At 75.0% G+C, this 13,446-nt stretch carries 7 protein-coding genes; 5 read left to right on the top strand and 2 right to left on the bottom strand.

Features of this window, described 5'->3' with window-relative positions; translation table 11 throughout:
- Positions 1-14: 14 nt before the first annotated feature.
- Complete coding sequence (locus ACFC1F_RS19125; protein ID WP_376159704.1) at positions 15-1,328, bottom strand: nucleotide sugar dehydrogenase; 1,314 nt, start codon at positions 1,326-1,328, stop codon at positions 15-17.
- 694 nt (positions 1,329-2,022) lie between these two features.
- On the opposite strand from ACFC1F_RS19125, the gene mfd reads away from it, so the two are divergent.
- Positions 2,023-5,652 (top strand): transcription-repair coupling factor, encoded by a 3,630-nt coding sequence (gene mfd, locus ACFC1F_RS19120; protein ID WP_209416895.1) that lies wholly within the window; start codon positions 2,023-2,025, stop codon positions 5,650-5,652.
- 281 nt (positions 5,653-5,933) lie between these two features.
- On the opposite strand, the gene ACFC1F_RS19115 is transcribed toward mfd, so the two are convergent.
- Positions 5,934-6,560, bottom strand: a complete 627-nt coding sequence (locus tag ACFC1F_RS19115) for a DUF4352 domain-containing protein (RefSeq protein ID WP_376159701.1) — start codon at positions 6,558-6,560, stop codon at positions 5,934-5,936.
- A gap of 192 nt (positions 6,561-6,752) precedes the next feature.
- Between ACFC1F_RS19115 and ACFC1F_RS19110 the strand changes: the two genes are divergently transcribed.
- The 4 genes from ACFC1F_RS19110 to ACFC1F_RS19095 all read left to right on the top strand — a co-directional run bounded on the left by ACFC1F_RS19110 (position 6,753) and on the right by ACFC1F_RS19095 (position 13,445).
- Positions 6,753-8,981, top strand: a complete 2,229-nt coding sequence (locus tag ACFC1F_RS19110) for an N-6 DNA methylase (protein WP_376159699.1) — start codon at positions 6,753-6,755, stop codon at positions 8,979-8,981.
- A 192-nt stretch (positions 8,982-9,173) separates the two neighbouring features.
- A complete protein-coding gene (locus tag ACFC1F_RS19105) occupies positions 9,174-9,986 on the top strand; it encodes a hypothetical protein (RefSeq protein ID WP_376159697.1) in 813 nt (270 codons plus the stop codon).
- Positions 9,983-11,737 (top strand): protein kinase, encoded by a 1,755-nt coding sequence (locus ACFC1F_RS19100; RefSeq protein ID WP_376159695.1) that lies wholly within the window; start codon positions 9,983-9,985, stop codon positions 11,735-11,737. The genes ACFC1F_RS19105 and ACFC1F_RS19100 overlap by 4 nt, the downstream gene beginning before the upstream one ends.
- A gap of 244 nt (positions 11,738-11,981) precedes the next feature.
- The gene (locus ACFC1F_RS19095; protein WP_376159694.1) at positions 11,982-13,445 is read left to right on the top strand and encodes a sensor histidine kinase; all 1,464 of its coding nucleotides are present in this window, start codon (positions 11,982-11,984) and stop codon (positions 13,443-13,445) included.
- Position 13,446: the final 1 nt, after the last annotated feature.

Below are 13,446 nucleotides of genomic sequence, written 5' to 3'. Positions count from 1 at the left end.
GCGGCCGGGTCGGGTCAGAGCACCTCGACGGCCGCGCCGGAGAGCCGGCGTCGGCAGTCCAGCACGTACCGGGCGTGCTCGGTCACCGCGTCGTAGTCGAAGTCGTCGTGGTCGGCGAGCAGCACCACCGCGTCCGCCGCGGCCAGCTCCTCCGGCGTCGCCTCGACCCGGCGGACGGCGGCGAACGGGTCGCCGTGCCGGTCCTGCTCGGCCACCCGCTGCCCGGGGATCACCGGCTCCGGGACGTGCACCCCGACCACCACGTGCGGGTCCGCGGCCCGGACCTCGGCGCCCATCCGGGTCAGCAGCTCGGCGACCCGGGCGGCCGGGGTCTCCCGGGCGTCACCGGTGTTCCTCTTGTACGCGAGCCCGAGCAGCAGCACCCGGGCGCCCTTCACCGAGCGCTGCCGGTCGTTCAGTGCCTCCCCGAGCCGGCGCACCACGTAGTCGGGCATGTGGCCGTTGACGTCGTTGGCCAGCTCGACGAAGCGGAACGACTGGCCGAGCGCCCGCTCCGCCCGCCAGGGGAGGTACGACGGGTCGATCGGCAGGCAGTGCCCGCCGACGCCGGGACCGGGGGTGAAGCGCAGGTAGCCGAACGGCTTGGTGGAGGCGGCGTCGATCGCCTCCCAGACGTCGATGCCGAGGTCGTGCGCGAACATCGCCAGCTCGTTGACCAGCGCGATGTTCACGTGCCGGAAGGTGTTCTCCAGCAGCTTGGTCAGCTCGGCCTCCTTGCAGGAGGAGACCGGCACCGTCCGCTCGACCAGCCGGCCGTAGAAGCCCTCGACCGCCGCCAGCGCCGCCGGGTCGATGCCGGAGACCACCTTCGGGGTGTTCTCCAGCCGCCAGGTCGGGTTGCCCGGGTCGATCCGCTCGGGGCTGTAGCCGAGGTGGAAGTCCCGGCCCGCGGTCAGTCCGGACCCCTCCTCCAGCAGCGGCGCGAGCAGTTCCTCGGTGGTGCCCGGGTAGGTGGTGGACTCCAGGACGACGGTCGCCCCCGGCCGCAGGTGCTGGGCGAGCAGTGCGGCCGAGGCCTCGATGTACGACAGGTCGGGCACGCCGTCGCGCAGCGGCGTCGGCACGGTGATCACCGCGATGTCGAAGCCCGCCACGTCGGACGGCTCGGCCGACGGCAGGTACGTCCCGTTCTCCAGCAACGGCCGCAGCCGCTCGGCGGGGATGTCCTCGACGTAGGACTCGCCGACCGCCAGCCGTTTGATCCGGCGCTCGTCCACGTCGTAGCCGACCACCTGGTACCCGACCTCGGCCGCCCGGACCGCCAGCGGCAGCCCCACGTAACCCTGGCCTGCGATGACAACGCGCATGACGAGGCACCCCCTCCAACGCGACGCCCCCTGGCCCCTCCGGGCGTCTCCACACGGTCTCCACCACAGGGTAGGGAGGGCGGCCCGGCCCGGGAGCGCGTTCGCGCAAAAGGGACGGCGCGGATGTGCGGGGGCCGTGAACGGGCGCCGCGGGCCGGTACCGGGAACGAAAATGCGGGCCGGTACCGGGAACGAGAAAGCGGTCCGGTGTCGGGCACGCACCGTGGGCCGGTGCCGGGGACGAAAGAGGCCGAGACCCGTGGCGCCCTCCAGGAAAGGGCGCCACGGTTCCCGGCGCTTGGGCGGGCGCCCCCACCCAGGGTCGCCCGGCCTCGCACTCCCGACCCCCATCGGGTGTGCGACCGTGCCTTCCGCAGCCATCCCCCACGGTTGGGTGCGGCGGGCACGTTCACCATGGTGCGCGATCTCCATGGACGGGCAGTGACAGGAGTATGTCCAGTTCGTGGCGGATCACGAAGGCGTGGCCGCAGCCTGCGGCCGGTGCTTCGTCCGCGTCCGGGTGCCCGGCGGACGTGCGCGGGTGCGTGCCCCGGCCGTGCACCACGTGCGTGTCGTTGCCGCGGCGTAGGCTGGAGACCCCCGGCCGTTCGGCGTGCCGGGCCGTTCGCGTTGCCCCGGCGGGCCTTCGCCGCCCCGGGACAGCACCAGCCACGGGACGAAGAAGAGACTCCAGATGAGCCTGACCGGACTGCTCGATGTCGTCGCACGGGACGCCGCGCTCGCCGAGGCGATCGAGGCCGCGACCGCCGCCGGTGCCGCGGCGGGCGGCCGCCACCACCTGGACCTGGTCGGCCCGCCCGCCGCCAGGCCGTTCGCCATCGCCGCGCTGGCCCGCGCGCTGGCCGGGCAGGCGGCCGGGGAGCGCGGCCGACCGGTGCTCGCCGTCACGGCGACCGGCCGGGAGGCCGAGGACCTCGCCGCCTCGCTCCGCTCGCTGCTGCCGGCCGACGCGGTCGCCGAGTACCCGGCCTGGGAGACGCTGCCGCACGAGCGGCTCTCGCCGCGTTCGGACACCGTCGGCCGCCGCCTCGCCGTGCTGCGCCGCATCGTGCACCCGCGGGCGGACGACCCGGCGGCCGGGCCGGTGCAGGTGATCGTGGCGCCCGTCCGCTCGGTGCTCCAGCCGCAGGTCAAGGGGCTGGCCGAGCTGGAGCCGGTGGCCGTCCGCAGGGGCGAGTCGCACGACCTCGAGGAGGTCGCCCGCAGGCTCGCCGCAGCCGCCTACGCCCGGGTCGAACTGGTCGAGAAGCGCGGCGAGTTCGCCGTGCGCGGCGGCATCCTGGACGTCTTCCCGCCGACCGAGGAGCACCCGCTGCGGGTGGAGTTCTGGGGCGACGACGTCGAGGAGATCCGCTACTTCAAGGTCGCCGACCAGCGTTCGCTGGAGATCGCCGAGCACGGCCTCTGGGCGCCCCCCTGCCGTGAGCTGCTGCTGACCGACGAGGTGCGGGCACGGGCCGCCGAGCTCGCCGCCGAGCACCCCGGGCTGGCCGAGATCCTCGACAAGATCGCGGAGGGCATCGCGGTCGAGGGCATGGAGTCGCTGGCGCCCGTCCTGGTGGACGACATGGAGCTGCTGCTCGACGTGCTGCCGCTCGGCTCGGTCACCGTGGTCTGCGACCCGGAACGGGTCCGCACCCGGGCCGCCGACCTGGTGGCGACCAGCCAGGAGTTCCTGCACGCCTCCTGGGTGGCGGCCGCGGCCGGCGGCGACCGGCCGATCGACCTGGAGGCGATCGACGTCTCCGCGGCCTCGCTGCGCTCGCTCGCCGAGGTGCGCGAGCACGCCGCCGAGATCGGCCTGCCCTGGTGGTCGGTCAGCCCGTTCGCGACGAGCGGGTCGGCCGTCGACGGGATCCTGGAGTTCGACGCCGACACGCTCACCCTCGGCATGCACGCCGTCGAGGCCTACCGGGGCGACACCGCCCGCGCGATCGCCGACGCCAAGGAGCGGCTGGCCGCCGACTGGCGGGTCGTCATGGTGACGGAGGGCCACGGCCCGGCCTCCCGGCTCGCCGAGGTGCTCGGCAACGAGGGCATCCCGGCCCGGCTGGTCGCCGACCTCGCCGAGGCGCCGACCCGGGACGTCGTGTACGTCTCCTGCGGCTCGATCGAGCACGGCTTCGTCGACGAGACGCTCAAGCTGACCGTCATCACCGAGACCGACCTCTCCGGCCAGAGGTCCTCCACCAAGGACATGCGGCGGATGCCGTCCCGGCGCCGCAACGCGATCGACCCGCTGGCGCTGGTGGCCGGTGACTACGTCGTCCACGAGGCGCACGGCGTCGGCCGGTACGTCGAGATGGTCCAGCGCACCGTGCAGGGCGCCACCCGCGAGTACCTGGTGCTGGAGTACGCGCCGGCCAAGCGCGGACACCCCGGCGACCGGCTCTTCGTGCCGACCGACCAGCTGGACCAGGTCACCAAGTACGTCGGCGGCGAGGCCCCGACGCTGCACCGCCTGGGCGGCGCGGACTGGGCGAAGACCAAGCAGCGGGCCAAGAAGGCGGTCAAGGAGATCGCCGCCGACCTGATCAAGCTGTACTCCGCCCGGATGGCCGCCCCCGGCCACACCTTCGGCCCGGACACCCCGTGGCAGCGCGAGCTGGAGGACGCCTTCCCCTACGCGGAGACGCCCGACCAGCTGACCACCATCGCCGAGGTCAAGTCCGACATGGAGAAGTCCGTCCCGATGGACCGGCTGATCTGCGGCGACGTCGGCTACGGCAAGACCGAGATCGCCGTCCGGGCCGCCTTCAAGGCCGTGCAGGACGGCAAGCAGGTGGCGGTGCTGGTACCGACCACGCTGCTGGTGCAGCAGCACTTCTCCACCTTCGCCGAGCGGTACGCCAACTTCCCGGTGACGGTGAAGGCGCTGTCCCGCTTCCAGACCGACAGCGAGGCGAAGGCCGTGCTGGAGGGGCTCTTCGAGGGCTCGGTGGACGTCGTCATCGGCACCCACCGGCTGTTCTCCTCCGAGACCCGGTTCAAGGACCTCGGTCTGGTGATCGTCGACGAGGAGCAGCGGTTCGGCGTCGAGCACAAGGAGCAGCTGAAGAAGCTCCGCGCCAACGTGGACGTGCTGACCATGTCCGCCACCCCGATCCCGCGCACCCTGGAGATGGCGGTCACCGGCATCCGCGAGATGTCCACCATCACCACCCCGCCGGAGGAGCGGCACCCGGTGCTGACCTTCGTCGGCCCGTACGACGAGAAGCAGATCTCGGCCGCCATCCGGCGTGAACTCCTGCGGGAGGGCCAGGTGTTCTACATCCACAACCGGGTCGAGTCGATCGACAAGGCGGCGGCCCGGCTGAAGGACCTCGTCCCCGAGGCGCGGGTCGCCACCGCCCACGGGCAGATGGGGGAGACGGCGCTGGAGAAGGTCGTCGTCGACTTCTGGGAGAAGGAGTTCGACGTCCTGGTCTCCACCACGATCGTGGAGTCGGGCATCGACATCTCCAACGCCAACACCCTGATCGTCGAGCGCGGCGACACCTTCGGCCTCTCCCAGCTGCACCAGCTGCGCGGCCGGGTCGGCCGTGGCCGCGAGCGCGGCTACGCGTACATGCTGTACCCGCCGGAGAAGCCGCTGACCGAGACCGCCCACGAGCGGCTGGCCACCATCGCCCAGCACACCGAGATGGGCGCCGGCATGTACGTGGCGATGAAGGACCTGGAGATCCGCGGCGCCGGCAACCTGCTCGGCGGCGAGCAGTCCGGCCACATCGCGGGCGTCGGCTTCGACCTCTACATGCGGATGGTCGGCGAGGCGGTGGCCGAGTTCCGGGAGTCGCTGGCCGGCGGCGGCGAGCCGGAGGAGGAGCCGCTGGAGGTCAAGATCGAGCTGCCGGTCGACGCCCACGTGCCGCACGACTACGCCCCGGGCGAGCGGCTGCGGCTCCAGGCGTACCGCTCGATCGCGGCGGTCAACTCCGAGGACGACATCAAGCAGGTCCGGGACGAGCTCGTCGACCGGTACGGCAAGCTGCCGGAGCCGGTGGAGAACCTGCTCCTGGTAGCAGCGCTGCGGCTGTACGCGCGGCGCTGCGGGATCGCGGACATCACGCTGCAGGGCTCCAACGTCCGGTTCGGGCCGGTCGAGCTGCGGGAGTCGCAGCAGTTGCGGCTGAACCGGCTCTACCCGCGCAGCCAGGTGAAGGCGGCCGCCCAGCAGCTGCTGGTGCCCCGGCCGAGCACCGGCCGGATCGGCGGCAAGCCGCTGGTCGGGCGTGAACTGCTGGGGTGGTGCCGGGAGTTCCTGTCGGCGATGTTCGACGACCTGGCGGGGGCGAAGAAGTAGGAGTAGCGGCGGGGAGGTTCGCGCGCCGCTTCGGCGGGGCGGGCGGGGTGGTGCCGCCTGCTGCGGTGGGCGACCTGTCCGCCGCGGTGGTGCCGCCGGCTGTGGTGGGCGACCTGCCCGTCGGGGCGGGGCGGGTCTGTCGGCTGCGGCGGGGAGGGCCTGCCGGCTGCTGCCGGTGGTTTCGCCTGCGGCGGGGCGGGGCGCCGCCGGTCGGGCCTTGCGGCGGTCTCGGGCCAGGTGCCTGAGGCCGCCGTCGTGCGTCCGCCGGGTGCTGCTCCGGGTCAGCCGAGCTTCCACTGGCCGGTCTGCGGGGCGAAGCCGCTGTCGAGGCCGAACTGGGCCTTGTCGAGCTTGGCGTCCTTCGGCACCTCGAAGGTGACGAAGCCGAGCGCGCTCTCGCCGGGGGCGATGTTGGCGGGGATCTGGAAGCCCGGGCCCGCCTTGGTGTTGGCGACCGTCGTACCGAAGGCCTGGCCCTGGGCGTCCAGCACCTTGGCGCTGTTGGCGGGGACGTCGCTGTAGGCCTTCTTGCCGCTCGCCTTGATCCGGAACTGGATCGAGACGAAGCGCTTGCCGTCGGCCGGGTGGGTGAACTCGTCCTCGCCCTCGGTGTTGTCCACGACCTTCACCAGGGTCACGTCGGCGGTGTCGGCCGGGTCGTTGCCCTTGAGCGCGATGGTGTCCCCCACCTTGGCCGCGCCCTTGGGGGCGTCGGCCGGCTTGCTCTCGGAGGGTGCGGCGGCACCGGTGGAGCCGGCCGCGGCCGCGGGGGCCGAGGCGGCGGCGGTCTGCTTCGGCTCGGTGGAGACGCCGGAGCCGGTGGAGTTGCAGGCGGTCGCGGTGAGGGCGACCAGTGCGGCGCCCAGCAGCAGGGCGGCGTTGCGGCGGGGGGTGGTGGCGACGGCCATGAGGTGCTCCTGGTTCTCGGTCCTGGGTTGTCGGCGCTGCTGCGCTGTCGACAGGAGGATCACATCATTCGCTGTGAACGATGTCAACGGCTATTCGCAAAACGCCTCTGTTCACGTGTGAACTTCGGGATGGGGTGTGCTGGCTATGCTGTGTGGTCACACCCCAGCCCGCGTGCCGCCGAAGGAGCCCCCATGCCGGACCGTCCCGAGGTGACCGCCGTCGAGATCGCCCGGCTGGCCGGGGTCGGACGGGCCGCCGTCAGCAACTGGCGCCGCCGCCACGCCGACTTCCCCCGCCCGGTCGGCGGCACCGACAGCAGCCCGACCTTCGCGCTCGACGAGGTGGCGGACTGGCTCCGCGGCCAGGGCAAGATCGCCGAACTGCCGCTGCTGGAACGCGTCTGGCAGTTGCTGGAGACCCTCCGCGACCCCGCCGGCCACCCCGCCGCGCCGCTCCTCCAGGCCGGGGCCGTCCTCCTGCTGCTGCACCGCGAGCCCGGACGCTGGCCCGCCCTCGCCGCGGAACCCGACACCCGGCTCGCCACCGCCCTGCCGCGCGCGCTCGCCGACGTCGCCGGCCGGACCCTGGGCGACGGCGCCGCCGCCCTCCGTCTCCCCGGCCTGCTCGGCTCCACCCAGCTGGACCTGGCCCGCCTGCTCGCCGAACTCGCCTCCGCCGCCGGTGCCCCCGGGGCGTACGAGCAACTGCTCACCCGGTACGCCGAGGCCAACAGCCGCCAGCTCAGCCCCACCCCGCCCGAGGCCGCCGAGCTGCTCGCCGCCGTCGCCGGCGTTCCCGCCACCGTGCTCGACCCGGCCTCCGGCCTCGGCGCCCTGCTGCTCGCCCTGCCGTCCACCACCGGCCGCTACGGCCAGGACGCCGACCAGGTCACCGGCGCGCTCGCCGCCCTGCGGCTCGCCCTGCACGCGCCCGCGGCCGAACCCGGGCCGCTCCCGGCCGAGATCCGGGCCGGCGACGCGCTGCGTGCCGACGGCTACCCGGGCGACACCTTCGAGGCGGTGCTCTGCCAGCCGCCCTACAACGAACGGGACTGGGGCCACGACGAGTTGCAGTTCGACACCCGCTGGCCGGGCGGCCTCGTCCCGCCGCGCGGCGAGTCCGAACTCGCCTGGGTGCTGCACTGTCTCGCCCACACCCGCCCCGGCGGCCTCGCCGCCCTGCTGCTGCCGCCGACCGTCGCCGGCCGCCGGGCCGGCCGCCGGGTCCGCGCCGAGCTGCTGCGCTCGGGCGCCCTGCGCGCCGTCGTCGCCCTGCCGGCCGGCGCCGCCCCGCCGTACGGGGTGCCGCTCCACCTCTGGGTGCTGCGTGCGCCCCGGCCGGGCGACGACTTCCGGCAGGTGCTGATGCTCGACGCGTCGTCCGCCTCGCTCGCCGCCTCGCCGGCCGCCGCGGAGACGGGGGAGGGCGGACGCGACAGGGTCCGCTGGGCCGAGCTGCGCCGGACGGTCCTGGACGCGTGGCGCGCCTTCGACCTCGCGGCCCGCGAAGGCCTGCCGCTGCCGGAGGACCGGCCGGGCGTCCACCGGACGATGGCCGCGATCGACCTGCTCGACGACGAGACCGACCTCTCGCCCGCCCGGCACGTCCCGCCCGCCTCACCGGTCGGCGGTGCTGCCGAACTCGCCCACCTGACCGGCCGGCTGCGCGAGCTGCTGGGCGGGCTCGCGGACCCGGCCGCACTGCTGCCGGAGCCGGGCGCTGCCGGGGCGGGTGCGGCCGGGGCGGGTGCGGCGGGCGCGGCGGCTCCCGCGCTCTCCGGGCTCTCCGTGGTCTCCGTGGGGGAGCTGGTCCGCGGCGGGGTGTTGGAGGTGTACTCCTCCGGTTCCGGCGCACCGGCCCGCCCGGCGGGCGCCGGCCCCGCCGGCACCCCCGTGCTGACGGATCAGGACCTCATCACGGGCAACCCGCCCAGCGCGGTCCTCGACACGGCGCGCCCGACAGGTACGACCGGCACGACAGGTACGACCGGTGCGACGGGCGCGGCCGGGGACGTCCGCATCCGGCCCGGCGACGTCCTCGTCCCCGCGCTCGGCGGTGGGGTGGCCCGGGTCGTGCCACCCGGCAGCCCGCTCACGGGCGCCGCGCTCGGCCGCCAGCTCCACCTGCTGCGCCCCGACCCGGCCGCGCTCGACCCCGACTTCCTGGCCGGCCAGTTGCGGTCCACGGCCTCCACCCGCCGCGCCGCCAGCCACGCCTCCACCACCGCCCGCCTCGACATCCGCCGCGTCGAACTCCCGCGGCTCCCGCTCGCCGAGCAGCGCGCCCTCGGTGCCGCCTTCGCCGGCCTCGCCACCTTCGACACCACCCTCCAGCAGGCCGCCGCGCTCGCCCGCACCCTGACCCAGGCCCTCACCGACGCGCTGGCGACCGGCACGCTCCAGCCACCGACGGGCTCCTGACCTCCCGTCGGCCGGAGTGCGGCCCGAGCCGGTGAAGACCGGCACCGGGCACCGGTCCGGGCAGGCCCGGGCGCGGTTGCGCCGGGATCCGAGGTGCGGGAGGCCCTTCGGCGGGGCGGTGGCTGGCGGTACGGTGTCCGGGGTTCGTCCGTACCGCGGGCGACCGCCGTCCTCACCCGCTCAGGAGCGCACATGTCAGGGCAGTACCCCGGGCAGTTCGGACCGCCGTCCGGCGGCGCGTTCCCGGGCGGCGCGCCCGCCGGGGGCATACCGGGCGGGCCCCCGTACGGCGCCCAGCCGTACCCCGCCCAGCCCTACTCCGCCCAGCCGTACCCCGCTCCGGCCTACCCCGTCCCGCCGACCCAGCCCGTCCCGGCGTTGCGCCCCGCGATGGCCGCCGGCCCGTTCGGCGTGCTCGGGCGTGTGCTGTGGGCCCTGGTCCCGCTGGTGACCATCGGTCTGCTCGGCGCGATCCCCTCACTGTTGCTGGCGATCCGCCGGCGGCGGGCGTACGACATCGCCGGTGCGGTGGTCTTCGTCGCACTGTTCCTCACGTACCTGGTCTGCGCGGGCGTCGCCGGCGGCACCAAGGCGCCCACCGCGGACACCATCGGCATGGTGGCGATGGTGCTGATGTGGTTCGGCGCGCCGCTGCACTTCCTGGTGATGGACCTCCAGGTGGTGTGGAACGCGGGCCGACCGAAGCCTCCCGCCCCCGCGGCCTACTACGCGCCGCCCGCCGCGCCGCACGCCGCACCGACCATGCCCGCCGCACCGACCATGCCCGCGGCGCCGGCCATGCCCGCTGCGCCGTACGGACCGTACGGGCAGGGTCCGGCGGCCGGGTACGCGACCCCGGCGCCCGCCCCCGCCCCCGCCCCCGGGTACGCGCCCCCCGCTGCCGGGCCCGCTCCCGCTGCCGGACCTGCTCCCGCGACGGGTGACGAGCTGCGCGAGCTGGGTGAGCTGCTGCGCCGTCAGGCCCGCGAGGGCGGCCGGCCGTGACCGCGGACCGGGTGATCGGCGGCCGGTACCGACTGGCCGAGAAGATCGGCCACGGCGGTATGGGCCAGGTCTGGGGCGGCTACGACGAGCGGCTGGACCGCCCGGTCGCCGTCAAGCTGCTCCGCACCGACCACCTCCTCGGCGCCGGCCCGTCCGCCAACGGCGGCGGTCGCACCGGTGGTGGCGGGGCCTCCGGGGTTTCCGGGGACGCCGGGGGCGCCACCGATCGCCTGCGCCACGGCGACGAGCTCCACCGCCGCTTCCTGCGCGAGTGCCGGATCACCGCGGCCCTCGACCACCCCGGCCTGGTCACCGTCTTCGACGCGGGCGAGGACGACGGCGAGCTCTACCTCGTGATGCAGCGCGTTCCGGGCGTCAGCCTGGCCGACCTGATCGCCGAGGACTCGCCGTTCCCGGTCGAGCGCGCGGTCGCCGTCGCCGCCCAGCTCTGTGCGGCGCTGGCCGCCGTCCACGCCGTGCCGGTGGTCCATCGCGACCTCAAGCCCAGCAACGTGATGGTCCGCGACGACGGCCGGACCGTCCTGCTCGACCTCGGCATCGCCACCGCGCTCGACACCGAGGCCACCCGCCTCACCCTCACCGGCGTCCCCATCGGGAGTCCTTCGTACATGGCCCCCGAGCAGGCGCTCGCCGCGGTCATCGACCCGCGCAGCGACCTGTACGCGCTCGGGTGCCTCCTGCACGCGATGCTCACCGGCGAGGAGCCGTTCCGCGCACCCACCGCGCTCGGCGTGCTGCGCCGCCACGTCGACGAACCGCCGGTACCGCTGCGCGAGATCCGGCCCGACGTCCCGGAACCGCTCGAACGGCTGGTCCTCGACCTCCTCGCCAAGCAGCCCGCCGACCGCCCGGCCCACGCCCAGCAGGTGTACGCGCGGCTGCTCCCGCTGCTCCCCACGGCCGTCCCGGCCCCGCAACCCCGGTACGGGCCGTTGCCCGACCCCACCCGCCCGTACCGTCACCCCCACCAGCCGCAGCCCCGGCCGGGGGACTCGGCAACGGCGCCGGCCGCCGTGCCGTCGGCCGTCGTGCCGTCGACGGCTGTACCGCCGGTCGCCGTGCCGCCGAACGCTGTACCGCCGGTCGCCGTGCCGCCGGCCCCGCGGGGGGAACCGCACCCGTTCCTGATGTCCGCGGTGCCCGCGCGCGAGTCGGACCTGGCGGCCGCCTGTGCCCGGCTCTCGGACCTGGTCGACGCCGGCCGCCGCGCCGAGGTGCTCGACCTCGCCGCCACGCTGCTGCCCCGCGCCGAGGCCGAACTCGGGGACGGCGCACCGCTCGTCCGCACCATCCGGACCATCTACGCCCGCACCCTCCACCAGGAGCAGCGCTACCAGCACGCGCTCCCCGAGTACCGGTCGCTCGCCGCCACCGCGGACGGCGGCCCGGACGGCCCGCAGGGGCTGGAGCACCGGTACCGGGCCGCCGAGTGCCTGGAGCGGCTCGGCCGGGGCGCAGAGGCGCTCGTCGAATACCGCGCGCTGCTCGCCGCCGACCCGGGCCCCGAGCCGGACCGGGTCTTCGACATCCGCGAACGGATCGGAACCCTGCTCACCGCGGGCGGCGACGCCGAGGCGGCCTGGCAGTGGCTGCTCCAACTCCTCTTCGACCGCGAACGCCGTGACGGCCCGCACCACCCGGCCGTCCGCCGCCTCCGCCAGACCCTCGACACCCTGCAGGCCCACCGCACCACCAACAACCCCGACCCCCGCACCACCCCCTGGCGCTGACACCACGCCGCCCGCGCGGCACCCGGGTGGCCCCGCGCCCGTCCTGATCACCCCGGGCCCCGAGGAGCAGGAAACCGGGTCGGCCTGACGTCCCGTACCGGGCGTAGCGTCCTCACCCCGGCCACTCCGCCCGCTTCGCCGCCGGCGCCCGGGTTCGCCGTGCCCGTCCCTGCTGGTGTTCCTGTGCCGGGGTATGACTTTCGGCAGATCCGGTGCAGCACTGGGCCTCCGTAGGGTCGTCACCGTGCGGACGAACGGACAGCGGTGGGGCGGACGGGTCGACGGCGGGCTGCTGGTGGGGGCTTCGGCGGCGATCGGGCTGAGTGTGGCGAGCATCTGGTGGGCCGTGCCGGCGGTCGGTGCGGCGTTCCTGGCCGGGTGGCGGATGGAGCGGGCGCGGCCGGCGGTGGTGCTCCTGGTCGTCCTGGTGGCCGTCGGGGTGCCGGCGGCGCTGATGGTGCCGGGGTGGATGGTGCCGGGGACGTCGGTCCTGTCCCTGGTGATCTGTGCCGGCATGGGGCCCTGGATGGTGGGCCGGTTCTGGCGGCAGTCGCAGGAGCTGGTGCGGGCCGGGTGGGAGCTGGCCGAGCGGCTGGAACGGGAGCAGCAACTGGTGGCCGAGCAGGCCCGGTTGCGCGAGCGGGCCCGGATCGCGCAGGACATGCACGATGCGCTCGGCCATGACCTGAGCCTGATCGCCCTGCGGGCCGGCGCCCTGAAGCTGGCTCCCGACCTGGCCGGGCCGCACCGGGAGGCGGCCCAGGAGATCCGGGCCGGCGCGGGGGCGGCCGTGGAGCGGCTGGCGGAGGTGATCGGGATCCTGCGGGACGACGCGGACGGGTCGTCCGCCCGGGGCCCGGCCGACGCGGGCGTCGCCCAGTTGGTCGAGGAGGCGGCCGCGGCCGGCCTGGACGTCGGGCTGACCGTCACCGGCGAGGCGGACGGTCTGCCGCGCGCAGCCGAGCACGCCGCCTTCCGGGTGGTCCAGGAGGCACTGACCAACGCGGCCAAGCACGCCCCGCGGGCGGCGGTCACCGTACGGGTGGCCCACACATCGGACGGCGCCCGCGTCCAGGTGGTCAACGGCCCGTCGCCGGTGGACCTGTCAACAGGGAGCCCGTCAACAGGGGGCCCGTCAGCGGTGGGTCCGGCGGCCGGCGCGGGTGGTGGCGGCCGGGGCCTGATCGGCCTGGCCGAGCGGGTCAGGCTGGCGGGTGGAACCTTCAGCCACGGGCCCCGCGCCGGCGGTGGCGGTTTCGAGGTCTCCGCGTACCTTCCGCGTTCCGGTGCCCCCGTCGCCGCCGCCGTGCCCGTCACCGTCTCGCCGGCCCGCGAACTGCACCACGCCCGCCGCCGGGTGGGCCGGATGATGGTGGCGGTCGTCCTGGTGCCGCTGGCCACCGTGCTGGTGCTGACCACCGTCCTGCGAGGATGGGCGGTCTACACCGCCGGCCGCGCCGTGCTGGACCCGGCGGACTACGCGTTGCTGCGGGTCGGCCAGGACCGTGCGACGGTGCAGCGATTTCTGCCGGAGCGTCAGTTTCCGTACCATCCGTCCGCAGGGAACCCGCCACCCCGGGGAGAAGGTGTGACGTGCGAGTACTACGCCATCACGGCCAAGCCGTTCAACGACGACCGCTCCGGAGACGCGTACCGGCTCTGCTTCCAGGGCGACGTGCTGATCTCCTTGGACGCCCTGATCGCGTGAG

The organism is Kitasatospora sp. NPDC056181 (assembly GCF_042266225.1).
Taxonomy (GTDB): Bacteria; Actinomycetota; Actinomycetes; order Streptomycetales; family Streptomycetaceae; genus Kitasatospora.
Note: the sequence above shows the minus strand (reverse complement) of the source record. Positions and strands in the feature narration are given on the sequence as shown.

Bases quoted from the DNA above. Each gene is read 5' to 3' on its own strand.
- ACFC1F_RS19125 (WP_376159704.1), bottom strand. From the start codon at position 1,328: ATGCGCGTTGTCATCGCAGGCCAGGGTTACGTGGGGCTGCCGCTGGCG.
- mfd (WP_209416895.1), top strand. From the start codon at position 2,023: ATGAGCCTGACCGGACTGCTCGATGTCGTCGCACGGGACGCCGCGCTC.
- ACFC1F_RS19115 (WP_376159701.1), bottom strand. From the start codon at position 6,560: ATGGCCGTCGCCACCACCCCCCGCCGCAACGCCGCCCTGCTGCTGGGC.
- ACFC1F_RS19110 (WP_376159699.1), top strand. From the start codon at position 6,753: ATGCCGGACCGTCCCGAGGTGACCGCCGTCGAGATCGCCCGGCTGGCC.
- ACFC1F_RS19105 (WP_376159697.1), top strand. From the start codon at position 9,174: ATGTCAGGGCAGTACCCCGGGCAGTTCGGACCGCCGTCCGGCGGCGCG.